This window comes from Acinetobacter sp. AB03 (genome assembly GCF_058107045.1).
In genome coordinates, this window is sequence record NZ_JBUEBA010000002.1 from 1,985,935 (window position 1) to 2,010,434 (window position 24,500).

General features: G+C 41.1%; 27 protein-coding genes and 1 tRNA gene. 9 read left to right on the top strand and 19 right to left on the bottom strand.

Going from position 1 to position 24,500, the window contains the following annotated elements:
- Window positions 1–29: 29 nt before the first annotated feature.
- The 3 genes from ACY3FQ_RS10115 to ACY3FQ_RS10125 all read right to left on the bottom strand — a co-directional run bounded on the left by ACY3FQ_RS10115 (window position 30) and on the right by ACY3FQ_RS10125 (window position 2,137).
- Window positions 30–722 (bottom strand): DUF2711 family protein, encoded by a 693-nt coding sequence (locus tag ACY3FQ_RS10115; RefSeq protein WP_279677997.1) that lies wholly within the window; start codon window positions 720–722, stop codon window positions 30–32.
- Window positions 723–734: 12 nt separating this feature from the next.
- Entirely contained in the window at window positions 735–1,586 is an 852-nt protein-coding gene (locus ACY3FQ_RS10120; protein ID WP_489774001.1) for a DMT family transporter, read from the bottom strand.
- A gap of 131 nt (window positions 1,587–1,717) precedes the next feature.
- Window positions 1,718–2,137 carry a GFA family protein gene (locus ACY3FQ_RS10125; protein WP_489774002.1) on the bottom strand — a complete coding sequence of 140 codons (420 nt, stop codon included), beginning with the start codon at window positions 2,135–2,137 and terminating at the stop codon, window positions 1,718–1,720.
- A 341-nt stretch (window positions 2,138–2,478) separates the two neighbouring features.
- On the opposite strand from ACY3FQ_RS10125, the gene ACY3FQ_RS10130 reads away from it, so the two are divergent.
- Window positions 2,479–2,859, top strand: coding sequence for a PaaI family thioesterase (locus ACY3FQ_RS10130; protein WP_489774003.1), 381 nt, complete (start codon window positions 2,479–2,481; stop codon window positions 2,857–2,859).
- A gap of 123 nt (window positions 2,860–2,982) precedes the next feature.
- Here the strand turns inward: ACY3FQ_RS10130 and ACY3FQ_RS10135 are convergent, their stop codons facing one another.
- On the bottom strand, window positions 2,983–3,441 hold the full coding sequence (locus tag ACY3FQ_RS10135; RefSeq protein WP_279741829.1) for a hypothetical protein: 459 nt from the start codon (window positions 3,439–3,441) through the stop codon (window positions 2,983–2,985).
- Between the two features lie 251 nt (window positions 3,442–3,692).
- Between ACY3FQ_RS10135 and ACY3FQ_RS10140 the strand changes: the two genes are divergently transcribed.
- Window positions 3,693–3,768, top strand: a tRNA-Asn gene (locus ACY3FQ_RS10140).
- Between the two features lie 815 nt (window positions 3,769–4,583).
- Here ACY3FQ_RS10140 and ACY3FQ_RS10145 read toward each other — a convergent pair.
- The 11 genes from ACY3FQ_RS10145 to ACY3FQ_RS10195 all read right to left on the bottom strand — a co-directional run bounded on the left by ACY3FQ_RS10145 (window position 4,584) and on the right by ACY3FQ_RS10195 (window position 13,828).
- On the bottom strand, window positions 4,584–5,237 hold the full coding sequence (locus tag ACY3FQ_RS10145) for a MiaE family protein (protein WP_489774004.1): 654 nt from the start codon (window positions 5,235–5,237) through the stop codon (window positions 4,584–4,586).
- Window positions 5,238–5,261: 24 nt separating this feature from the next.
- Window positions 5,262–5,987, bottom strand: a complete 726-nt coding sequence (gene pdxJ / locus ACY3FQ_RS10150) for a pyridoxine 5'-phosphate synthase (RefSeq protein ID WP_004980400.1) — start codon at window positions 5,985–5,987, stop codon at window positions 5,262–5,264.
- A gap of 13 nt (window positions 5,988–6,000) precedes the next feature.
- A complete protein-coding gene (gene recO / locus ACY3FQ_RS10155) occupies window positions 6,001–6,711 on the bottom strand; it encodes a DNA repair protein RecO (RefSeq protein WP_489774006.1) in 711 nt (236 codons plus the stop codon).
- Between the two features lie 10 nt (window positions 6,712–6,721).
- The gene (locus tag ACY3FQ_RS10160) at window positions 6,722–6,919 is read right to left on the bottom strand and encodes an NF038104 family lipoprotein (protein ID WP_004693662.1); all 198 of its coding nucleotides are present in this window, start codon (window positions 6,917–6,919) and stop codon (window positions 6,722–6,724) included.
- Window positions 6,920–6,954: 35 nt separating this feature from the next.
- The gene (era, locus tag ACY3FQ_RS10165; protein ID WP_489774008.1) at window positions 6,955–7,983 is read right to left on the bottom strand and encodes a GTPase Era; all 1,029 of its coding nucleotides are present in this window, start codon (window positions 7,981–7,983) and stop codon (window positions 6,955–6,957) included.
- A 6-nt stretch (window positions 7,984–7,989) separates the two neighbouring features.
- Entirely contained in the window at window positions 7,990–8,682 is a 693-nt protein-coding gene (rnc, locus tag ACY3FQ_RS10170) for a ribonuclease III (RefSeq protein WP_058869418.1), read from the bottom strand.
- Window positions 8,654–9,028, bottom strand: a complete 375-nt coding sequence (locus tag ACY3FQ_RS10175) for a DUF4845 domain-containing protein (RefSeq protein ID WP_004693667.1) — start codon at window positions 9,026–9,028, stop codon at window positions 8,654–8,656. Before ACY3FQ_RS10175 ends, rnc begins: the two co-directional genes overlap by 29 nt.
- Before the next feature lie 21 nt (window positions 9,029–9,049).
- Entirely contained in the window at window positions 9,050–9,877 is an 828-nt protein-coding gene (gene lepB / locus ACY3FQ_RS10180; protein ID WP_489774010.1) for a signal peptidase I, read from the bottom strand.
- 20 nt (window positions 9,878–9,897) lie between these two features.
- Complete coding sequence (lepA, locus tag ACY3FQ_RS10185; protein WP_489774011.1) at window positions 9,898–11,715, bottom strand: translation elongation factor 4; 1,818 nt, start codon at window positions 11,713–11,715, stop codon at window positions 9,898–9,900.
- A 145-nt stretch (window positions 11,716–11,860) separates the two neighbouring features.
- Window positions 11,861–12,337: an acyl-CoA thioesterase gene (locus ACY3FQ_RS10190; RefSeq protein WP_489774013.1), complete on the bottom strand. Its 477-nt coding sequence runs from the start codon at window positions 12,335–12,337 to the stop codon at window positions 11,861–11,863.
- Window positions 12,338–12,448: 111 nt separating this feature from the next.
- Complete coding sequence (locus ACY3FQ_RS10195) at window positions 12,449–13,828, bottom strand: Do family serine endopeptidase (RefSeq protein WP_234965859.1); 1,380 nt, start codon at window positions 13,826–13,828, stop codon at window positions 12,449–12,451.
- 230 nt (window positions 13,829–14,058) lie between these two features.
- Here ACY3FQ_RS10195 and nadB point away from each other — a divergent pair, with 230 nt between their 5' ends.
- Window positions 14,059–15,693: an L-aspartate oxidase gene (nadB, locus tag ACY3FQ_RS10200; protein ID WP_489774014.1), complete on the top strand. Its 1,635-nt coding sequence runs from the start codon at window positions 14,059–14,061 to the stop codon at window positions 15,691–15,693.
- A gap of 45 nt (window positions 15,694–15,738) precedes the next feature.
- On the opposite strand, the gene ACY3FQ_RS10205 is transcribed toward nadB, so the two are convergent.
- The 4 genes from ACY3FQ_RS10205 to pabC form a co-directional block, all read right to left on the bottom strand.
- Entirely contained in the window at window positions 15,739–16,155 is a 417-nt protein-coding gene (locus ACY3FQ_RS10205; RefSeq protein ID WP_205666817.1) for a PaaI family thioesterase, read from the bottom strand.
- Between the two features lie 87 nt (window positions 16,156–16,242).
- Window positions 16,243–16,842, bottom strand: a complete 600-nt coding sequence (tmk, locus tag ACY3FQ_RS10210; protein WP_125273085.1) for a dTMP kinase — start codon at window positions 16,840–16,842, stop codon at window positions 16,243–16,245.
- Window positions 16,843–17,844, bottom strand: coding sequence for an endolytic transglycosylase MltG (gene mltG / locus ACY3FQ_RS10215; RefSeq protein ID WP_373868112.1), 1,002 nt, complete (start codon window positions 17,842–17,844; stop codon window positions 16,843–16,845).
- 55 nt (window positions 17,845–17,899) lie between these two features.
- Window positions 17,900–18,712 carry an aminodeoxychorismate lyase gene (gene pabC, locus ACY3FQ_RS10220; protein WP_201950903.1) on the bottom strand — a complete coding sequence of 271 codons (813 nt, stop codon included), beginning with the start codon at window positions 18,710–18,712 and terminating at the stop codon, window positions 17,900–17,902.
- 164 nt (window positions 18,713–18,876) lie between these two features.
- Here pabC and ACY3FQ_RS10225 point away from each other — a divergent pair, with 164 nt between their 5' ends.
- From ACY3FQ_RS10225 to ACY3FQ_RS10250, 6 genes are all read left to right on the top strand, one after another.
- Entirely contained in the window at window positions 18,877–19,887 is a 1,011-nt protein-coding gene (locus ACY3FQ_RS10225; RefSeq protein ID WP_201950898.1) for a sulfate ABC transporter substrate-binding protein, read from the top strand.
- 37 nt (window positions 19,888–19,924) lie between these two features.
- Window positions 19,925–20,530, top strand: a complete 606-nt coding sequence (locus tag ACY3FQ_RS10230) for an RBBP9/YdeN family alpha/beta hydrolase (RefSeq protein WP_201950896.1) — start codon at window positions 19,925–19,927, stop codon at window positions 20,528–20,530.
- An 85-nt stretch (window positions 20,531–20,615) separates the two neighbouring features.
- Complete coding sequence (gene cysT, locus ACY3FQ_RS10235; RefSeq protein WP_004693816.1) at window positions 20,616–21,449, top strand: sulfate ABC transporter permease subunit CysT; 834 nt, start codon at window positions 20,616–20,618, stop codon at window positions 21,447–21,449.
- Window positions 21,446–22,327 (top strand): sulfate ABC transporter permease subunit CysW, encoded by an 882-nt coding sequence (gene cysW / locus ACY3FQ_RS10240; RefSeq protein WP_004693818.1) that lies wholly within the window; start codon window positions 21,446–21,448, stop codon window positions 22,325–22,327. The genes cysT and cysW overlap by 4 nt, the downstream gene beginning before the upstream one ends.
- Before the next feature lie 12 nt (window positions 22,328–22,339).
- Complete coding sequence (locus tag ACY3FQ_RS10245) at window positions 22,340–23,401, top strand: sulfate/molybdate ABC transporter ATP-binding protein (protein WP_004693820.1); 1,062 nt, start codon at window positions 22,340–22,342, stop codon at window positions 23,399–23,401.
- A 57-nt stretch (window positions 23,402–23,458) separates the two neighbouring features.
- On the top strand, window positions 23,459–24,382 hold the full coding sequence (locus tag ACY3FQ_RS10250) for a CysB family HTH-type transcriptional regulator (protein WP_201950895.1): 924 nt from the start codon (window positions 23,459–23,461) through the stop codon (window positions 24,380–24,382).
- Window positions 24,383–24,500: the final 118 nt, after the last annotated feature.

Sequence of the window (24,500 nt, forward strand, 5' to 3'; positions counted from 1 at the left end):
CCCGCGAACTTCGCGGGTTTTTTTATGGCTTAAATTTGGTGAAGTCCCCAATATACTTCCGTATTCGGTGTACAGAAAAATCCTTCAAATGGATGAATTTTTAAAATTTGATCAATGATTTTTTTGGAAGAACATAAAAAGGTACAGTGACTGTCCCAATGTGTAGCAAATAAAAGTTGATGATCTTCAGTGTAATTGCATACATCAAGAAGATCATTTGCGATCAAATCATTAATATGCATTTTTTTCGGTTGATTTATTCCATGTTCATCAACAGTCAACAAAAACTCATAACCCAGCTTTTTTATTGCATCTAAAAGAGGATTCTCTAAAAATGGAGAAATATGCCCATTATCACATGGATTAATAATTTCACTCTGCTTGTATAAATCAAGGACTAGCTTTTCCCAAGTTATATTTTCATATTGTTGTTTAATACCGCCGATCATCGTTCTTAATGCAACATCTATTTGAGAGATATTATCTAGCCCAACTAAATTTAAAATTTCATGCCATGAAATCGGATAACAGCCTTCGATAAACTCATTTTTTTCAGGCCACGTTTCAACATTATAACGTTCCAGTTCCAATGTGACCGCTTTATAAAATGGATGCAAAACGATATACACCGATTCAAAAACGCCCTGATAATATTCTAAAATCTTTCCATCATAAGGATAAGAGGCGTAAATTTCAGGAATCAATACATTATTCTCTTTCATTATTTACATCTTCTAATTTTCAATTTTATTAGGAATTTCCTTTTTATTCGACACCCAAATCACTAAACCTATACCAGCCAGCACAATAACTGCAGACAAAATAATCCGCCAGCTCAAAGGCTCACCAATAAACAATGCCCCACCCAGAATCGCCAAACACGGCACGGACAATTGCACGCTACTGGCCGTGACCCGATCAATTTTCTTCACTATGGCATACCAAAGTACATATGCTCCACTCGATGCCAAACCACCAGATAAGAATGCCAACAGCATACCTTTTGGCTGGATAAAACTCTGTGTGTAAAAAAACAAATAGACCAAGATAACAAAAGGAATCGCCACTACAAAATTTGCCAAGCTACTGGTCAGTGGATTATGCATATTCTTACCCGCGATGCTATACATTGCCCAACCCATGCCTGAAAGCACCATCAATGCAGCATAACCCAAAGGAGGTGCCGAAGCCCCTGGTAGCAATAAAATCAAAAGACCTAAAATAGCGATCACCAGCCCCAACCCGCGTCGCAAATTGATTTTTTCACCATGACACAGGCCATAACTGACCATACTTAACTGCACTGTCCCAAACAGTAGTAATGCACCTACACCCGCGTCGATATGCAAATAGGCCAGTGAAAAAGCCACAATATATAAGGCAAGAAAAAATCCATTTTTTACACTCCACTCTATTTTGGCCTTATGAGTAGAGAGCATATACAGTAGAAATAACACCATTGCACCGCTACAGACCCGAAGTAAGCTAAAACTCATCGGATCAATCTGCTGCTCAGCCAACGCTAAACGACATAGCACCGAATTGGCTGCAAAGGCCAACATTGCAATGGAAATTTTAAGCAGCATGTTTGAGCGTCCTTATTCAACAGCCTGCTTTAGATATATCGAATATATCTTATTAAATCTAGAGAGTTTTTCTCATGCAATTTATCAATAATCTCGATATGTAACTCAGATGATTCAACCTGAATACCTTATTATTTAGCATCATCTGGTGAAAATAAAGCAATCACATCCGCTTCCGTGAGCTGCTCCGTAGAATACTTGAATTGGTAAAAATCAGGCTTATTATCAATATAAATTTCTGTTGTAAGTTTTAAATCTTTTGGCTGTTCTTCCATCGCAAATACATTGATATTGCAATAGCTGCCGTCCTGAGTTCGCCAAAAAAGCGACGTGTCACATTCGCTACAAAAACCTCGCTCACCCCAGTCTGATGATTTGAATAATTTTAAATATTCTTGATTGTCAAACTTTAAACTACTGGGTTCGACATCAATACTCATGAGCACCCCGCTCGACTGCTGGCGGCACATAGAACAATGACAAGCATGGACATCATGATTTTTGAGTGCGGCTTGGAACTTGGTTTTACCGCATAAACAGGACACGTTCATTGTGAGTTCCCTCTTCATGTGAAGACTGTGTAAATTACTAAAACCTTGTTTATCTTATATATAAATAAAAAACAAAAGAGTGTATAAATTTTGTGCACCATTTTAAAACAATGCTCACGTTTAGGCTGCTCTGTTCTATCAACACTCAAATTATCAAAATGAATAATCCTAAATCTTTTCCCTACAATATGTTCATAGCATGAGCTCAATCCATGATTACGATTTCGTTGATTTTTGTACTGATCAATCCAATGCTGAATCTTGACGAAAAGACTGAATTTTGTTTAATTGGACAACAGGTTCCAAAAAGGAACTCATAGATAAATATAGGAATGAACAAGATGAATCCCAAAGAAATGACAGGACTACAACTCTTAGAAGCCATGTGTACAGGAAAAATTCCACCTGCAAGTATCAGTGAAACTATTCCCATGCAGCCTTTTGAAGTTTCTGAAGGGAAAATTAGCTTTAAAGCAAAAGCAGATCATCGCCATTTAAACCCGCTTGGTGGCGTGCATGGTGGCTTTGCAGCAGCAGTACTCGACTCAGTGACGGGTTGTGCCGTACATACTATGCTTGAAGCTGGTGTTGGCTATGGCACCATTGATCTGAATATTAAAATGTGCCGACCGATTCCAAGAGACAAAGAACTACTTGCCATCGGCAGCGTGATCAACATCAGTAAGAACCTAGGTATTTCTGAAGGTAAAATTGTAGATTAAGACGGTAAACTCTACGCCCATGCAACAGCCACCTGTATGATTATTCGTCCCTAAAAACGAAAGGCACTGATAATATTCAGTGCCTTTTTCACGCCAAAGTAAACTTTACTTCAGCATGACAGATCAAATTGCGGTTTTAAACGTCTTCAGCGTCTGCAATTTTGAGGCATCGGGACGTTCAGCCCCTTTATAAATACAATAGTATTTAAACGCACTGTCTAAAATCACGTCTAAGCTTTTGCCTTCAGCAGCAGACCAGACTTTTGAATGATTACTGCCTGATAAAGTACTGCCTGACAACTGATACAAATACAGATCATGTTCTCGCTGCACAGTCTTTTTAAGAGTAGTCGTCGACTGTGTTGAAAGCAACTGACAAGGACTGTTGACCAGCCAACGCTCACTAAACCAAAGTTGTAATAAATCACCCAAATACAAGTCTGTACAACCGACTGGCCAAACATCAATATAGGCTGACTCTACAGGGGTATAGTATTGTTCAGGGTTTGAAATAATAGAGAGATACTGATCTTGATAATCAGCTAGGTTTGCAAAAATATCGGAAATGGTAAGCGTATTCATTCGCTTTCTCCTGTTTAGCCATTTTAGTGCTGGCAAGTTGGTTATAAATCCACACTGTTTAAGTTTTCACTTAAACGCTCTGTTGTTAAAATCAGACTATCAATGACTTTTCAACATTGCAAGCACTTCAATACGATTTTTTTTGAAAATGATTTTTTTGTTCAAATAAAAAGCATCCAATATAAAAATGACAGCAACATGACATTTTAGACTTGACCCACTATGAAATGTCCTTATAATCGCATGCAGATTCTCCAATAGCTCAGTCGGTAGAGCGACGGACTGTTAATCCGCAGGTCCCTGGTTCGAGCCCAGGTTGGAGAGCCAAATTCAAGAAAGCCCACACTATATGTTGTGGGCTTTCTTCTTTTCTACGTCTTAAAAGTTTCGCTGCTTAAGATGTAAATCTTCCAGCTAAACCCAACAGAAAGCCAGAACTAAACCATTATCGAAAAATAACTTATCTTAAAAATACCCAAAATGATTCACAAGAAAAATCATGGGCACATTTAAAACACATATGGATGTTCGTTCAGATCACTTCCCGATCACAGCAACTGAAATGAAAAAATAGGAAGGATAAATTATTGGTGAACTATTAGCCCAACATCTTGTTGAACAATTCAATCAATAACAACTTGCAATCGCTGCAATTCACAATGAAGATTGAGGATACTTACTTAGTTTTAGTCATCCCACTTTATTAGATATAATCGTTACGATAAAAATGACAACTTATTTTTAATTTTTATTCACCCATCACAGCCAATCATTAAAAAATATTTTTTTAAGAAAATAGATCTTTCAACCCAATTAAGTCATGTCTCTGAGACTTTGCGAAATACTCTTTCTGATGCAACAATTTTTCATGATGTGCAATGGTGGAACGTGGAAGATATAAAAAAGTACAATAAATCATCCTCAAAATCACTAAACATCCATACTTAAACAACTCATTCCACTGACTCATATTTCGCGATTTTATGGAAAGGAATTACAGCTCTCAATACATCACATCTACCCTTCTTTAATTAAAAAGCCCAATCTATAAAATTGGGCTTTTTAATGAGTCAAGGCAATCTACACTGAGAATCTGTAAATTTTGAACAGTTTACAAACTGTAGCATTCACCCGCTTTATTCCTAAGCCGCTTCCACAGGCACGCCACTATGGAAACGGAACACATCATCAGGTGTACTAATTAGCTCTTTTTCGACGTTACGGATATGTTCAATACGGGCTTGAATATCTTCTTTCGGATTTTTCAATTTCCCCGTTTGCGCCACCTCTAAAGCTAAAGCCAAGTAGTCTTCAAAATGGCGGGATTCAGACTTTAGCAAGTAGCGATAGTAACGACCTAATTCATCATCCACCAAAGGTGCTAACGCGTAGAAACGCTCACATGAACGTGCTTCTACAAAGGCACCAATGATTAAAATATCAATTAAAGCCTCAGGCTCATAAGTCCGCACTTCTTTACGTAAACCACCCGCATAGCGACCTGCACTCAGATTGCACCACTCTAGCCCGCGCTTTTTCATAAATTCAAGCACTTGCTCATAATGCAGCATTTCTTCACGAACCAGTTGTGCAAGCTTGACTTGCAAATCGGTAAAAAAACTATAGCGAAACATCAGGTTCATCGCTGTACCTGCAGCTTTCTTCTCACAATTCGCATGGTCTTGCATCAGCACATCAAGATTAGTCAGTGCTTCAGCCAACCAAGCTTTTGGTGTTTCACAGCCCAAGAAGTCCATGACGGGCTTCATGAGTTCATCATAATTGATATTCGACATATTCAAATCTTAAAAACTTTAGAATTAACGTGCAGCTTTAATCACTGCTTTCATTTCACGTACAGCTTGTTCCAAGCCCACAAAAATAGCATCCGCAATTAGGGAATGGCCGATGTTTAATTCGTGAATCTGTGGAATTTGTGCGATTGGGGTCACATTTTCAAGGTTGAGCCCATGCCCAGCATTCACCACTAAACCTTTTGATGCTGCATATTCAGCACCTTTGACAATACGTTCAAGCTCATGTTGCTGAGCTTCAGGTGTTTCTGCATCAGCATAGGCACCTGTATGAATCTCAATGGTTGGTGCACCACAAGCAACTGCTGCATCAATTTGTGCAAAGTCAGCATCAATAAACAAGGACACATCACAGCCAATCTCAGACAAGGCTTGAGTTGCCGCTTTGACATCGTCAAAATGTCCAACCACATCCAAACCACCTTCGGTCGTTACTTCTTGGCGTTTTTCAGGAACAAAACATACATGGTGCGGTTTAATTTCTTTGGCAAATGCAATCATTTCATCCGTAACTGCCAACTCTAAATTCATACGTGTTTTAAGCGCTGGACGCATACGACGCACATCATCGTCCTGAATATGACGACGGTCTTCACGTAAATGCAAGGTAATCCCTTCCGCCCCTGCTTGCTCACAGATCAATGCTGCATTGACTGGATCAGGATAAGACGTTCCACGCGCTTGTCGTAAAGTTGCCACGTGGTCAATATTTACACCAAGTAATGCAGCCATATTCATTTCCTAATTACGATTGAGTTTGAGTGTTCTGAATCCACAACTGACGACTTTTTAAGGGGCGATCGCCCAACAATGAACTGATCATTTGTCGATACAACTTGGTCAGCAATTGTAACTGTTCCAAACCAAAATCCCTACCCTTTTCATATTGGCACATGCTTAAAATTTGCTGTCCATTTAAGGTCGCTCGCGAAGCTTGTGCAGTAGGAATAAAGCCTTCATTCAGCTGGAATATATATTTGAGTGATGATTGAATTTCTAGTTGATTGGCATCAGTCGAAAAATCTAAGGCATAACCCAAATCTTCCAGTAGTTCGTGCTCAAACTGTCTTAGAATTTGTTTTAAAAACTGATTAGGATCTGCTTGCTGCGCCAGTTGTTGTAATTGCGTTAGCGTATGTGCATATTGAGCAAAACTTTGCTCCATTTGTACTTCGAGCGGACATAGTCTGAGCAGAATCTCATTGAGATAAAAACCTGAAAAAAAAGCATCCCCGAAGAAAAAAATCGGCTGATTGACAATTTCAAGTTTTGTAAAATTTTTGAGTTCAGATTTACCCGAAGCTTGTAAACAAATCGGCTGATATTGTGGCGGCGGGGTTTGTCTTAGAATGCCATCAACTCGCCCATGCTCTTGGGTAAATAAATGCACAATATGACTACGTTCACGGTATTTTCTGTGGTGAATTAAATAACCATGCAGTACTTCATTGCGCATGAGGAATTAACTAATCTTTTTTATCTTTATCATTCTGTTCACTGTCTTCATCATCCCCATCTGGGATAACAGCACCAACCACCGCTGCGGTTCCTTTCACCACGCCTTTTGTGGTTTTATACGCAATCTTTACAGGAACGGTGACGATCTTGTGTATACAACCTTGCAAAAACAACATACAAGCCATTACTGCGAACACCTTGACCATAACACCATCCCTATAAAAATTTGTTTTCTTAAAACTTAGATATCGCTATAACCTAAGCTTTTCAATGCACGCTCATCATCAGACCAACCGCCTTTCACTTTAACCCAAAGCGTCAGCATGATCTTTTGTTCAAACATTTTTTCCATATCGATACGCGCATCCATACCGATTTTCTTAAGCTTAGCGCCTTTTTCACCAATCACAATTGCTTTCTGGCCTGGGCGGTCTACAAAAATCGTTGCATCAATGTATGTACATGCTGGTTTTGGACGACCTATTTTTTCATTTACCGTTGCTTCTTCAGTCTTAAACGACTCAATTTGCACGGTTAAATCATAAGGTAGTTCCTCACCCAACTGACGCATAATCTTTTCACGGATAATTTCTGATGCCAAGAAACGTTCAGAACGATCTGTCAGTTGATCCAATGAATACATCGGTGGCTGGAAAGGTAAATATTTTTCAATGGTATCGCGCAGATGGTCTAAGTTTGCACCACGTAGTGCAGAAACAGGAACAATCTCAGCAAAATTCATTAATTTTGCACGTTCTTGAATCAAGGGTAATGCATGGTTTTTATTTTCAAGTGTATCAATTTTATTGATCACAAGAATCACTGGCATCTCTGCATTTTTGAGTTTTTCCAAAACGAGCTCATCGTTTTGAGTCCACTTGTCTGCATCTAGAACAAACAATACCAAGTTGACATCACGCAATGCAGAAGACGCAGCACGGTTCATCATTTTGTTGATGGCGCGCACTTCTTTTTTATGCATCCCTGGTGTATCAACAAATACCGCTTGAGATTTTGCACGTGAATCAATTCCCACAATTTTATGACGTGTGGTTTGTGGTTTACGTGAAGTAATCGATAATTTTTGACCCAACAAATGGTTCATCAACGTAGATTTGCCTACGTTTGGACGACCGACAATTGCCACAAAGCCGCTACGAAAATCCGTTGGGATTTCTGTGCCTTGTTCGCTAAAAAATTGGCTAATTAAATCATTACTGTCGCTTTGCGACTCGTGATCAGCATCGATGTGATCGGAAGAATTTGACATGGCAGATTACTGCTCCAAAAGTTTTAAAATATCCGCCGCAGCTGCTTGTTCAGCAAAACGGCGACTGGTACCCTCACCCATTACAACAGACAATCCATCCACTTTACACTCCACTTTGAAATGCTGATTGGGTGCATCGCCTTGAATATCGACCACATCATAAACTGGGAGAGCTTTTTTTCGTGCCTGAAGATATTCTTGTAAACGAGATTTAGGATCTTTAAGTTGATCGGTTGGCTCGATATGGTCTAAATATGGCTCGTACCATTTTAACACAATCGGCTCCAACACCGTTAAATCACTACAATCCACATAGATTGCACCAATAATAGATTCAACCGTATCCGCAAGGATGGACTCGCGATGATGTCCACCTGATTTTAACTCACCTGTACTTAAAATGAGTGACTGGCTCAGTTTTAAATCATTTGCAATCTTACCTAAAGCTTCCTGACGAACCAAGGTTGCACGCATACGCGTCAAACGGCCTTCGTTCTCAGTTGGATAAGCTTTGTAGAGATAATTTGCAATAATCATCCCTAATAAAGAATCGCCTAGAAACTCTAGGCGCTCATAGTTGTATTTGTGGCTCACCGATCGGTGGGTCAGTGCAAGCTGAAGTAATTCAGGTTGTTTAAACTGATAACCGATACGGCTCGCTAAGCGGGCTTCACTTAGCTTGGACTGAGCTTTGATCAAAACTTTTCTCGAACTTTAATACTAAATCTATATTCAGCAAGAATGGTTTTCTTACCTCATACTCCTTTTTCACCTGCAACCCTTCGGTATTGGTGACTTGCATAATTTCTTTAATCTTCACATCACGAATGCCATTCATATCCAAACGCTTTGAAAGCTGACTCTCAAACTCCGCGGGCTGAATATTTTTCGGGCTGCTTTGAAATACTTCCTCAATTTGGCTATTGATCATCCGATCATCAAAATAGGGAGCCCAAACTGCAATTGCCACTTTCGCCATAAATGCAAACCCCATGATTGCAAATAAAATGGCGATATAAGATGCCCCTTGTTGATTCTTGCGCATTTTTTATTTTCCGAATCGATATTAGTCAATGCTACCGTTACGGTTAAATGACGGCAACTTAAAGCCAGGTTCTTTATGCATCCAAATATAAAATGCACGACCTGTTAGGTTCTGTTCAGGAACCATTCCCCAGAAACGACTGTCAGCACTTTGGTCGCGATTATCCCCCATCGCAAAGTACTCACCTTCTTTTATTTTCACTTCCCAATATAAACCATTTTCAGCAGAGTATTTACCATTTTCTACAAAGTTAATATACGGTGCTTGGCGTGCAACATTAACACCTTCTAACTCACGCATGGTAAAGGTATGCTTGCCAATCGTTTCTTTATGATATATCGAAGTAGGCGTATCTAAACGGTCTTTTTCACGGCTAAATTCAACAGGCACTTTAGCAATTTTTTGACCATTAATGGTTAATTGGCCATGATCAAAAACAATGTGATCGCCAGGAATACCAACCACACGTTTGATATAGCTGATCGTCGGTTGCGGTGGATAACGGAAGACAATCACATCGCCACGCTCAGGCTCACCCACATCAATCACTTTTTTATTCACAATCGGCAGGCGCACACCATAGTCAAACTTATTGACCAAGATGAAGTCACCAGTTTCTAAAGTCGGGACCATCGAGTCCGAAGGAATATTAAAAGGTTCATAAAAGAATGAACGTAGGCATAGAACAATCGCAAGGACTGGCCAGAAATCATAAGCCCACGTAATGACAAAATTTTCATTTCCCTTGCCTTTCGTCGCTCGTTGTTTAAATACAAACTTATCGAGCAACCACACCAAAAAGAAAATCAGTGTGACAGGAACAAGTATCAAATTAAAATCAAAATCCATGGGCTTATATTCCTACCTTTTTATCTTTCTACTTTCAACACAGCCAAGAACGCTTCTTGTGGTATTTCCACACTTCCCACTTGCTTCATGCGTTTCTTACCTTCTTTTTGCTTCGATAGCAGTTTCTTCTTACGAGAAACGTCACCACCATAACATTTCGCCAATACGTTTTTACGCATTGCCTTTACGGTTGAACGAGCAATAATTTGTGCGCCAATGGCCGCTTGAATTGCCACATCAAACATTTGACGTGGAATCAAATCTTTCATTTTTTCAACCAATGCAATACCACGGTGACGTGCATCTTGACGGTGACAAATCATTGCCAAGGCATCGACTTTATCGCCATTGATTAGAACATCGACTTTTACCAATGATGAACTTTCAAAACGTACAAAGTTATAATCGAGCGACGCAAAACCACGTGAACACGACTTCAATTTATCAAAGAAGTCCATCACCACTTCCGCCATTGGAATTTCAAAGGTAATTGAAACTTGGTTCGCCATAAACTTCATGTCTTTTTGAACACCACGGCGTTCCACACATAAAGTCATGACATTACCCAAATACTCTTGCGGTACAAGGATATGGCACTCAGCAATCGGCTCACGTAAGTCTTCAACCGTTGAACCATCTGGCATTTTAGATGGGCTATCGATATAAATCGTTTCACCATTCTTCATCACCGCTTCATAAATCACTGTCGGTGCAGATGAAATGAGGTCTAAATCATACTCACGCTCTAAACGCTCTTGCACGATTTCCATATGTAGCATGCCTAAGAAGCCACAACGGAAACCAAAACCTAAAGCATCTGAACTTTCAGGTTCAAAGAATAACGCCGAGTCATTGATCTGAAGTTTATGCAAAGCTTCACGAAACGGTTCAAATTCACTTGAATCAATTGGGAACAAACCTGCATAAACCTGCGGCTTCACTTTTTTAAAGTCCGGTAAGGTTTTGACTTCTGGTGTGTTGGCAAGGGTAATCGTATCACCCACTGGCGCACCAAAAATGTCTTTAATCCCTGCAATTACGAAACCAACTTCACCCGCTTCAAGGATGTCTGTCTCAGTATGCTTAGGATTGAAAATACCCACAGAAGTAATGATGTGCGTTTGACCTGTTGATTTCATCAACATCTTGTCGCCCTTACGCACACGACCTTCTTTCACCCGCACCAAAGAAACCACGCCTAAGTAGTTATCAAACCAAGAGTCGATAATTAAAGCTTGTAATGGCGCATTACGATCACCAGTAGGTGCAGGAATGACATTAACAAGGGTTTCTAAAACGCTATCAATCCCAAGACCTGTTTTTGCCGAACAGGTTGGTGCTTCAGTCGCCTCAATACCAATGATGTCTTCAATTTCTTGAATCACACGTTCAGGCTCAGCCTGCGGTAAATCAATTTTGTTGAGCACTGGTAGAACTTCGAGACCTTGCTCAATTGCGGTATAGCAGTTCGCAACTGACTGTGCTTCCACGCCTTGTGCTGCATCTACAACCAACAATGCACCTTCACAAGCCGCCAATGAGCGTGACACTTCATATGAAAAGTCGACGTGCCCTGGTGTATCAATAAAGTTCAATTGATACTCTTGGCCATTTGGATGGGTGTAATACAAAGTAACCGACGCAGCTTTAATGGTAATACCACGCTCACGTTCAAGTTCCATGGAGTCAAGTACTTGTGCTTGCATTTCACGATCTTGCAAACCACCACAGGTTTGAATAAAGCGGTCAGCGAGCGTTGACTTCCCGTGGTCAATGTGAGCAATAATACTGAAATTACGGATATTTTTAATATCAACAGATTTTTTAGCTTGCGCCATGGGCTACCTTGAACAAAATGAAGCGTTATGCAGACAAATTTCGATGCACAACAAAAGCCGAATAGAAATTGCGAAGGATTATAACAGATGGTTTTTTTAAAGTATCCATATTAATACGCTTCCTTTTCACAACTCTGACGCTTTTTTACGTGTTTTCGCTTTTCACTGGGCTTTTTGAATAATCCATTGAAAAATCTAGGGCATTCACATCTTTTGCAAGCGGTTGGTAAGCTTGGGTAAAACTGGGTGACATACGTTTCGCGCGTCCTGTTTCAATCTCTACACAAGCCCACTTGGTTTGAGCAACAAATAAAATGCTATTGTCTTTGGGTCTATAAAACACATATTGGCGTGATGAATATAATGCGTTTATATCGTCAAACCATGTGCGTAAGATTATTTCATCCTCTTTAAATGCAGCTTTTCGGTACTGCACATGATGCTCAACTGCAACCATGGCATGTTTTAATTCAATATATTCTTTTAAGCCTAAACCCAGTGCATCAATATGTGCTGTTGCGACATCCTGCATCCAATGCATATAAACCACGTTATTCACATGGCCTAACTGGTCGATATGTTCTGCTTTTACCTGAAGTCTTAAGTCAAAAATACTACTCATAAACACTCTATTGAATCTAAATATCCTTATGAAGATGGCAGTGTACGCAAATAACAGGCATCATCAAATTGCAAAAAATAAAAAACCACTCCGAAGAGTGGTTTTTTTCGATTATTGGATGCGCATCCCTAAAATGGCAGGTGTGCCTTGTCGGATGATTCCAACGCGGGCAACCTGACCTTTTTTCAATTCAGATGCCGCTTGGACAAAATCATTGGTGTCTTTTACGACTTTATTATTAATGTGAGTGACCACATCACCAGCCGCCATGCCTGACTGTGCTGCTGCTCCGCCACGTTTCACTTCTTGAATTAACACACCACCTTTCACATTGAGTTGTGACAATTCAGCAGGTGCTAAATTTCGGATAGCAATACCTAACACAGGCCCTTTACTTTGTGTAACTGTATCTGATTTTGCGGGTGTATCATCAGGTGCAGTAGTTAAGGTTGCCGATATATTACGCTTTTTATCATCACGCAATACTTCAAGCTGTACCGTTTGATTTGGCATGGTACGATTTAAGTAGTTCAATAACTCAGAGGTACGCGAAATCGGCGTTCCATTGAATTTTAAAATAATATCGCCTGCTTTTAGCCCCGCTTTCTGCGCAGGTGAATTCGGCTGAACATTGGTAATCAGTGAACCTTCAGGTTTCGGCAAATTATAAGACTCTGCCAAATTGCGGTCTAGATCTTGTAAATTGAAGCCTAAATAAGAGCGCGTAACTTTACCTGTTTTCTTAAGTTGGTCAGCAATATCCATTGCGACATCAATGGGAATCGAGAAAGACAGCCCCATATAACCGCCCGTACCACTGAAGATACGCGAGTTCACTCCAACCACTTCACCCTGCTGGTTAAATAACGGACCACCTGAGTTTCCTGGGTTGAGAGCCACATCGGTTTGAATGAAGGGTACCGATGTCTCTCCCATCATATTACGCATTTTCGCACTCACGATTCCCGCTGAAGCCGAGTAATCAAAACCAAACGGTGAACCGATCGCAAGCACAGGTTCGCCTACGCGCAGTTGATCAACATTGCCTGCACGGAGTGATGGAAAATTCGTACCATTCACCTTAAGCAGGGCCACATCGGTTCGTTCATCACTACCTACTACAGTTGCATCCAGTTCACGACGGTCATTAAACATAATCGTGACTTTCGATGCATCTTCTACGACGTGGTGGTTTGTCAGTAAATAACCATCTTTACTAATAAAAAATGCGCTGCCATAAGCCGTTTTTTCTTGCGGCGCTTGCTGCTGTGGGATAATGACTTGATTACCAAAAAAACGCTTCAAAATCTCAGGTATTTGCTGCTGCAGTAACTCTTCTTGAGTCATCTTTTTAACCACATTGACACTAACTACAGCAGGGCTGACTTGCTCAACCAAGTTTGAGAAATCAACAGGTGCTGCTTGTGTTTGCACCGTAGCCATTGTGCATGCAACAGCAAAAAAACCAGTTTGTATCGCGCGACTTTTCATATCAAGTATTGACCTATATGTTTGTTATCAATTTATGTATTAGCGTTTTTAGCATAATCTTTGTCTATCTTGGGTAATAATATGTTCTATTATGTTTGTATAAACAAGAGCTTAAAATTTGCTTAAAAAATACGTTCTTTATTTATATTTCCCATCAATTGTAGAGATTTTACTCTTGCCTTTTCGTGAAAAAAGCGCTGTCATTAGCGAACTTTTTTCCAAATTAGCTGATGGACATGTCTAATTTAAACACAACACATCATTTTGATGTGATTATTGTGGGAAGTGGCGGTGCAGGCCTGAGCTTAGCCTTATCGTTGCCTCAACATTTCAATATTGCTGTTCTTGCAAAATCAAACCTGACCGATGCAAGTACATTCTATGCACAAGGTGGCGTTGCCGCTGTTTTAGATGAAACGGATTCCATCGAACAGCACATTGATGACACCATGATTGCGGGCGCTCACTTATGTGAGACCGAAGCCGTAAAGCAAACCGTTGAAGGTGGTAAACCTTCTGTTGATTTTCTATTGAAACACGGCGTGCAGTTTACCCTTGATGATCAAGAACAGTTGCATCTAACACGTGAAGGTGGACACTCTCAACGCCGTATTATTCATGCCGCAGATGCTACAGGTCGCGCCATTTCAACTACCTTAGTTGAACGTGCAATTGAAAAAGACAACATCACCATTTTTGAAAATTACATCGCTATCGATTTAATTACCTCTCAAAAACTGGGCTTGGAAGAACAAAATCGTGCATTAGGCCTCTATGCACTCGATGAAAAGACTGAAAAAGTACATACCTTTTTAGCCCCTTTCACCGCGCTAGCGTGTGGCGGTGCCATGAAAGCCTATCTGTATACATCGAACCCAGACATTGCAACGGGCGATGGTATTGCCATGGCATTTCGTGCAGGTTGTCGCGTGGCCAATATGGAATTTAACCAATTCCACCCAACCTGTTTATACCACCCACAAGCGCGCTCTTTCCTCATTACTGAAGCAATGCGTGGTGAAGGTGCCTATTTACGCTTACCCGATGGCGAACGCTTTATGTTGCGTTTTGATGAACGTGCGGAACTGGCTCCACGTGACATTGTGGCGCGAGCGATTGACTATGAAATTAAACGTTTAGGTATTCGTCACGTTTGGCTCGACATTAGCCATAAGCCCGAAAGTTTCATTAAAGAACATTTCCCAACCCTGTACGCACGCTTACTTGAACTCGGCATCGACATTACCAAGGAAATGATTCCTGTTGTTCCTGCTGCGCACTATACCTGTGGCGGTGTGGTGGTTGATGAACATAGTCAAACTGACATTACTGGTCTCTATGCAATTGGGGAAACCTCATATACTGGCTTGCATGGCGCCAACCGTATGGCCAGTAACTCACTGTTAGAGTGTTTTGTGTATGGCATGAGTGCAGCAGAACACATCGAAAAAAGTTTTGATTCAAATTACCAATCCCCAACTGCTCCGTCTTGGGATGACTCACAAGTGATGAATCCTGATGAAGATGTGGTGATTTTACAAAACTGGGATGAACTCCGTCAAACCATGTGGAACTACGTCGGCATTGTGCGTACCACGAAACGTCTTGAACGTGCGCTACACCGCATTGAAATGTTGAAGCGAGAAATTACCGAGTATTACCAAGATTACCAAGTCAGCAAAAATCTTATTGAGCTACGTAATTTAGTTTTAGTCTCTGAAATGATCGTGCGCTGTGCTATGGAGCGTAAAGAATCGCGCGGTCTACACTACACTTTAGATTACCCAGAACTATCGAATGAACTGCGTAAAACCGTACTCACCCCTTTTAATTTTAAAGTTGAAACCCCTTTAGTGAATAACTAATTTAAAAAAAGCCTGATTCGTCAGGCTTTTTTATTCAGACATTTTTTAGGATTTGCGTGGAATAGAATAAGTTCCCACCACATGTGCAATGGGTTCATCCTTACCCACTGAATACAACCACACATCCCCAACCACCAATGCTTTGCCAACTTTCATTAACTTACATTCACCGCGGATATTTGTTGAAGCTGCGGGTTTACTTAGAAAGTTGACCGATAAATTGGTGGTCACGGTTAAACCGACAAGCCCAATTTCCCCTAAAATAGCGATATACAATGCATAGTCTGCAAGAGTCATCATGGTTGGGCCTGAAACCGTTCCCCCCGGTCGCAAATCGCGCTCATCTACCTGATACACCACTGTTGCTGCGCGCTCAGTGACAGATTCGATACGACATTTTTCTAAACTTTGCGGAAATTCCTTTTCTAAAAAAGCCACAATCTCAGTTAAGTTACTTTTCATTTTCCCTTCAACATACAGTCCTTTGTCACTGACTATAAAAGAAAAATGCATTTCACTACAATCTGAAATAACATTTCAGGCATATTTTTAGTTTAAATATTGCAGCGCTTGTGCAAAAACCTGCTCTGGTGACTGGGTCGCATCCAAGCGTTTGACCCGCTCAGGATATTGTTCCCATAACTGCTGATAACCTGCTCTGACTTTTTCAAAGAACGTGACTTTTTCTTGTTCAAAACGGTCCAAAGCTCCCCTTTCCCGCGCACGAGACATGCCTGTCTCAATCGGAGCATCAAGCCAAAATGTAATATTCGGCATATGGCTGACAAAGTGATCATTCAGCAGTTGCAGCTTCGACTGGCTTAAACCACGTCCTGCGCATTGGTAAGCAAAGCTGGCATCGGTAAAACGGTCACACAATACGGTTTTATGTTCCGTTAAAGCAGGCATGATCACTTGTTGTAAGTGCTGTGCACGAGCCGCGTACATCAGCAGCAGTTCAGTATCGTTCGACATCGACTCTTCATGATTGACTGACAATAATAGCGAACGAATTTGCTCAGCCATCGGTGTACCACCAGGCTCACGCGTTAAAACAACCTGCTGACCTTGTTGTTCTAGATGCTCATAAATTTTGCGAATCAGTGTGGTTTTACCGACACCTTCTGTGCCCTCAAAACTAATAAACATCTATTCATCCTTCTTGGTTTTTAAAACGCTGAGATATTCTTTTACAGCTTGGTTGTGCTGCTCTAAAGTCTCACTAAATGTGTGTCCACCATTGCCCGTTGCAACAAAGTAGATGTTTTTGCTGTTATCTGGGTGCATGGTAGCTTCAATGGCTTTTTTACTTGGTAAAGCAATTGGCGTAGGAGGTAAACCATTGATGGTATAAGTATTATAGGCTGTTGGAGTACGCAAGTCTTGGCGGGTAATATTGCCTGTATATTTATCGCCCATGCCATAAATCACCGTTGGGTCCGTTTGCAAACGCATGCCGAGTTGAAGACGACGCGCAAACACACCCGAAACTTGCTCCAGTTCACGGTCAACATTGGTTTCTTTTTCAATAATAGAGGCCATGATCAGGGCTTCGTATTTGTCTTTATACGGCAAATTCGCCGCACGGTTTGCCCACGCTTCATCTAAAGCTTTCATTTGGCGTTTGTATAAATCCGTTAAGATTTTTTTGTCTGACTCCCCTTTGGCGAAGAAGTAAGTATCGGGGGCAAAAAGCCCTTCAGCATGCGTATACGGAATATCTAAGGCTTTTAAAAGCTGATCCATGGATAAACTGGAGACTTCCTTTTTAACCAATGCATCCTTCTTCAACGCCTCGATCAACTGTTTAAAGGTCGTCCCCTCAATCACCAATATACGATTCATCTCGGCATTATCGACATTGGAAATCATATCCAAAACTTGGCGAATACTCATACCTTCACGCACTTCATAAACACCGGCTTTCAACGTGTCATGAATAAATATTTTTTGGTAAAGCTTTAAAATAATAGGAAAACTAGCCATGTCTTCTTTGGCTAAGCGGTCAATAAAACCGGAATAGGTATCACCAGAGTTAATTGCCAATAACTGCTTTTTACCCTCAACAGGATAAGATTTAAATAAACTCGACCACAGTACAATCATCAATAAAACAATGATGCTCACAGCAATCAATAACAACCCTTTCATTTTTCGTTGGGGTGGTTGCGTTTTCTTTTTCGATTTGGTTTTGGCTGCGGACATACTACTGCATCTGATTAAGTTGAAGACGATGGAACAAATCTATACACGGCTGAACATCTAAGTGCTGATGATTCAAACTTTTGGCTATTTTCATAGGACTCAAGGCATTGCAGAAAAATAAACTTTGAAAGCGTGGAATTTCTTCCATATCAATCATTCTCAGCTCACAGCTCATTCCTTGTTGCTGCATCCGTGCCAATATTTCGGCACGCATGACACCATGTACGCCATTATAACGAAGTTCGGGACTAATCCATCGATCATTTAGCAGAATGAAACAATTACTACTCACACCTTCAACGACAGAACCTTGCACATCTGTGACCAAAGCTTCCAACCAACCGTGTTGTTCTGCCTCATGCTTAAGTAAAACTTGTTCTAAACGGTTTAAGCTTTTCACACCCACCATTTGCGGCATACTTAACCCCATCGCATGTTGCAGTACCCCTGAATCAATTTCGCTGTATGTCAAAACCTCTGATGCTTGCGGATAGAAAAATACCCAAACGTCAGCAGGATGTGCTGGCAAACTATAACCGCGCTGCCCTTCACCCCGACTAATAATAATTTTCAGCGTTCCGTTTAAGTGTGCATAGGTTTGTTTTAATTGTACGATGCTGCGCTGAATAAAGGCTAAATCTGCTGACAACAACAGTCTTTCACAGGCCAATTTCAAGCGTGCTATGTGTAGAGACTCTAGCTCAATCACACCCTCACGGATACGCGCTGTACTAAAACAACCATCTCCATAGTGAAATGCACGATCTAATAATTCTATTTGTTTGATTTCTTGTGCATTTTTATAGCAATGCATGCCAATCTACCCTGAAACAATCTTCTGCTTTAGTTTAATGAATTCTAGGCTGAACTCTTTTTCTTTTTTATTCATATAAAATTCATTTTTTATTATTTTTTTTGCAATAAGACTCACAGTATTCTTGCCTCATGTTTAAGAACGTTTAAAATTTGAGGTCTCACATGAGCTTATCTAAGTTAAAAATTGGGGTACTAGCAGCGCTAGTTTCAGTCACATCTTTTGGTGTTGCAGCAAAAGATTTCCTTAACGTGTCGTATGATCCAACACGCGAACTGTATGAAGATGTCAACAAACAGTTTGGCGCTTATTGGAAACAACGCACAGGACAAGACATTAACTTCAAACAGTCTCACGGCGGCTCGGGTAAACAAGCCCGTTCGGTAATTGATGGTTTAGGTGCAGATGTTGTGACACTTGCTCTTGCAGCAGATATCGATGTGATTGCTGAAAAAGCAAAACTTTTACCGCCCAACTGGCAAAAGAAATTACCCAATAACTCGACACCATATACTTCAACTATCGTGTTCCTCGTCCGTAAAGGTAACCCACAAGGCATTAAAGACTGGGGCGACCTTGTTAAGCCGGGTGTTGGCATTATTACACCAAATCCAAAAACCTCAGGTGGTGCACGCTGGAACTACTTAGCAGCTTGGGCTTGGGCGAAACATCAACCTGCGGGTAACGATGCAAAAGCACAAGAATTCGTGCGTAAAATTTATAAAAATACCAAAGTTTTAGATTCAGGTGCACGTGGGGCAACCACAACCTTTGCTGAACGCGGTATCGGTGATGTTCTATTAGCATGGGAAAACGAAGCACATTTAGCGATTCGTGAACAACCGGGTAAGTTTGAAATCGTGACGCCTTCGCTATCTATTTTGGCAGAACCACCCGTTGCCATTGTTGAAAAAAATGCGGAAAAAGACGGCAATCTGAATCTGGCAAAAGCATATCTCAACTATTTGTATTCACCTGCTGGACAGGAAATTGCGGCGAAAAACTTCTATCGCCCACGTAATGCAAGCGTCCTGAAAAAATATGCAACCACTTTCAAACCGTTGAAGTTGGTGACCATTGATAAAGAATTTGGCGGTTGGACCAAGGTACAAAAACAGCACTTTGAAAATGGTGGTGTATTTGACCAAATTGTGAAAGCCAATACGACGAAATAAAACCGAGTCCAGTAAATAGCTGTAAGGGAGCATCGACATGATTCATACTGTAATTGTACCGGGCGTGGGTGGAAGTGAACATGACCACTGGCAATCGTGGTTACAACGTCAGCTCAAGTCATGCTCTCGTGTCCAGCAGCAGGATTGGAATAAACCCGTACTCCATGAGTGGATTGAGCAATTTTTCAAAACAGTTCAATCCATTCAGGAACCGATTCAAATTGTGGCGCATAGCTTTGGCTGTTTAACGACAGTCGCTGCTTTAGCACAGCATCCTGAACTAAATCAAAACATCAAAAATTTAGTTCTGGTTGCACCGGCCAACCCTGCTCGCTTTGGTGATGCTGGTTTTGCTCGTGAGAGCCAAAACGACTATCAACAGTATTTCCACCAACTCAAGCTACAAGTTCCTACCCAAATGATCATCAGTGAAAATGATCCTTGGCTCAATTTTCAAGATGCGCTGCAACTGGCAAAAGCATGGAAAATTAGGCCTAAGAACTTGGGCCAAGTTGGACATATTAATGTTGCGTCAGGTTTTGGGCCATTTCCTGAAATTTATGATTTTTTGATTTCAGAAAATGTGCTAAAAAACATTAGTTTTTACAATGAAAGCAAGTATTTATTTAAATTTGCAATTTAAACACTGTAAATGATACTTGTGCCGAAATTCAGTTTTATTTGAGCTGACTCTTTTTAGGTCAGCTTTCTCTCTTTGAGGAGTAATCATGTCGCAGCGATCCCGAGTGCTGCCAGGATTTGGTCTTTCTCTAGGCTTTACCCTAGCATATTTGTCATTAATCGTTCTCATTCCGTTGTCCGCTGTTTTTATTAAATCTTTAGGCATTGGTTGGGATGGTTTATGGGAAATTTTAAGTTCAGAACGTATTTTAAAATCTTTGCAGCTCAGTTTTAGTACAGCCCTGATCGCCGCGTTTATTAATGTGGTTTTTGGTCTCCTTCTAGCGTGGTGTCTGGTTCGTTATCGTTTTCCGGGTAAACGCATTGTAGATGCCTTGGTCGACTTGCCGTTTGCCTTACCCACCGCGGTTGCAGGTATTGCACTCACCTCGCTTTATGCGCCTACAGGTTGGATCGGTCAGTATCTTGAGCCTTTAGGGATTCAAGTGGCCTATACCCCAATTGGTATTACATTGGCACTGATTTTTATTGGTATTCCTTTTGTGGTGCGGACTGTGCAACCTGTTCTCAGTGACTTGGAAACAGAGTTAGAAGAAGCAGCATCAGCATTAGGTGCCAACCGTTTACAGATTGTGACCAAAGTGATTTTACCGATTTTATTTCCAGCACTCATCACCGGTTTCGCACTTGCCTTTGCACGCGGCGTCGGTGAATACGGTTCAGTGATCTTTATTGCCGGGAACCAACCGTTTAAAACAGAAATTGCACCGCTCATGATTATTTCGCGCCTAGAAGAATATGACTATGCAGGTGCAACCACGATTGCAGTCGTCATGTTGGTACTGTCTTTTGCCATTTTATTCCTGATTAACTTGTTACAAGCATGGGCAAGCCGTCGTACAGGGAGAACAGCACGATGAATATCAACAGTAATGCGCTTGCTGAAAAGCTACAATCGCGTGATGCAACACGTGAGCCAACTTGGGTTCGCTACACCCTGATTACGATTGCTCTGCTGTTCTTTTTGAGCTGTTTGATCTTACCGCTGATTTTGGTGTTCGTTGAGGCCTTTAAACAAGGGGTCGGTGTCTATGCACAAGCCTTGGTTCATCCAGACACGCTCTCCGCAGTCAAACTCACTTTATTAACCGCGGTGATTGCAGTTCCACTAAATGTGGTATTTGGTGTTGCAGCAGCTTGGTGTGTGGCCAAATTTAACTTCCGTGGTAAATCCATCTTAACCACAATTATTGATATGCCATTTTCAGTATCCCCTGTTATCGCGGGCTTAATGCTGGTACTGATTTTTGGTACGCAAGGTTGGTTTGGTAGTTGGCTCATGGATAACGACATTAAAATTCTGTATGCCGTTCCTGCCATTGTATTAGCAACGATCTTTATCACCGTTCCTTTTGTTGCACGTGAACTTATTCCGCTCATGGAAGCTCAAGGTACGGAAGAAGAAGAAGCTGCTATTGTACTGGGTGCATCAGGCTGGCAAACCTTCTGGAAAGTAACCCTACCCAACATCAAATGGGGTTTAATTTACGGAGTCATTCTGTGTAATGCACGTGCAATGGGTGAATTTGGTGCGGTATCGGTCGTTTCAGGTCATATTCGTGGTGAAACCAATACTTTGCCTTTACATGTCGAAATTCTCTATAACGAATATACCTTCAGTGCGGCTTTTGCTGTGTCTTCCCTCTTGGCGCTTTTAGCGATTGTGACTCTAGTTTTAAAAACATGGGTTGAGATTCGCCAAGAAAAGCAAAACAAACATAACGATTCAACAGTTTAAAGGAATGACCTCATGAGTATTCAAGTTAAAAATATTGAAAAACACTTTGGTGCGTTCCATGCGCTGAATAACATTTCTCTCGATTTTCCTGATGGTCAATTGGTTGCATTACTCGGCCCATCAGGCTGTGGTAAAACCACTCTGCTTCGTATTATTGCGGGACTTGAGTCCGCAGATGGCGGTCAAGTCATCTTGGAAGGTGAAGATGCAACCAATGTACACGTACGTGAACGTGAAGTTGGCTTTGTATTTCAGCACTATGCCTTGTTTCGCCATATGACCGTATTTGACAATATCGCCTTTGGTCTCCGCGTTCGCCCACGTGCAACACGCCCATCTGAAGCTGAGATTAAAAAACGTGTCACGCGTTTACTGGACTTAGTCCAATTGGGGTTCTTGGCAGATCGTTACCCAGCTCAACTTTCTGGCGGTCAACGTCAACGTATTGCACTGGCACGTGCTTTGGCAGTTGAACCACGCGTACTGTTACTAGATGAACCTTTTGGTGCTTTGGATGCAAAAGTACGTAAAGAGCTCCGTCGTTGGTTACGTACTTTGCATGATGAACTTCATATCACCTCTATCTTTGTAACGCATGACCAAGAAGAAGCTTTAGAAGTCGCGGATCAAATCATTGTGATGAATAAAGGGAATGTTGAGCAAATTGGATCACCCCGCGAGGTTTATGAAAAGCCAGCAACGCCATTTGTGTTTGACTTCTTAGGTCAAGCGAACCGTTTCGAAGGCCAAAATAACGCAGGGACGATCCAAATTGGTGAAGACCGTATTCAATTAGATTCTTTACGTAATGCACCTTCGGGCGACGTGATTGCCTTTGCCCGTCCAGATGAATTAAGGATCCATGCACAGCCGCAAGACAATGCCATCCAAGCAACGTTCGTTCGAGAATTATGGATCGCGGGCAAAGTGGTTGCAGAGCTCCATGATCGCCAAGGCAAACTGATTGAAATCTCACTGACTTCTGAAGAAGCAAAATTACACCAATTTAGACCTAATCAAACGGTATGGTTAAGCCCATCAAACTTGCATTTATTTGCAAAACCTGCGGCTTAAGACCAATTGAATGGGGCATGTTGAATGCCTCATTCATCATAAAAGAGATCCAAAACTATGAACTTTCAACAACTCAGAATTATTCGAGAAACGGTGAGACAAAACTTCAACCTCACCGAAGCCTCTGCTGCACTATATACCTCTCAGTCAGGCGTCAGTAAGCACATCAAAGACCTAGAAGATGAATTAGGCGTACAGCTTTTTATTCGTAAAGGGAAACGCTTACTGGGTTTAACTGAACCAGGTCAAGCACTACTGGGCATTGTTGAACGCATGTTGGTCGACGCAGACAATATTAAACGTCTTGCAGATGATTTTAACCGTGTCGATGAAGGCACTTTGACGATTGCAACTACACATACGCAAGCGCGTTATGTGCTACCGCCGATTGTTAATCAATTCAAAAAAGAGTTTCCAAAGGTTCATCTTATTTTGCAGCAAGCCAGCCCTATTGAAATTACCGAAATGCTTCTACAAGGTGAAGCTGATATTGGTATTGCAACTGAGTCACTCACCACTGAGGACAATCTGGCTAGCGTGCCGTTCTATAATTGGCAGCACAGTATTATTACCCCGCAAAATCACCCACTGGCAAGCAAACAAAATATTAGTATTGCAGACTTGGCGGAATATCCACTGATTACCTATCACGGCGGTTTCACAGGCCGTTCAAAAATTGACAAAGCTTTTGAAGATGCAGGTGTAGATGTCGACATCGTAATGTCTGCTTTAGATGCCGATGTGATTAAAACCTATGTTGAGCTTAATATGGGTGTTGGTATTGTCAATAATGTGGCCTATGACGTTGAGCGTGACTACCGTTTAAAACAAATTCCAACTGATATTTTTGGTCTCAATACCACATGGATTGCAGTGCGTAAAGGCCACCTCCTGCGTGGTTATGGTTATGAATTTATCTCGTTGTGCTCGCCAGATGCAGATATTAAAGCGCTCAAAAGAGTAGCTTATCCAGAAGACTAAAACGCTTTTATTCTAAAAAGAGACCTCAGAGTCTCTTTTTTTATTTCTAAATCCATATACTTTAAATGGATATGGTGTATGATTTGATCAATTGATAAAAATATTAATGAGCAATGAC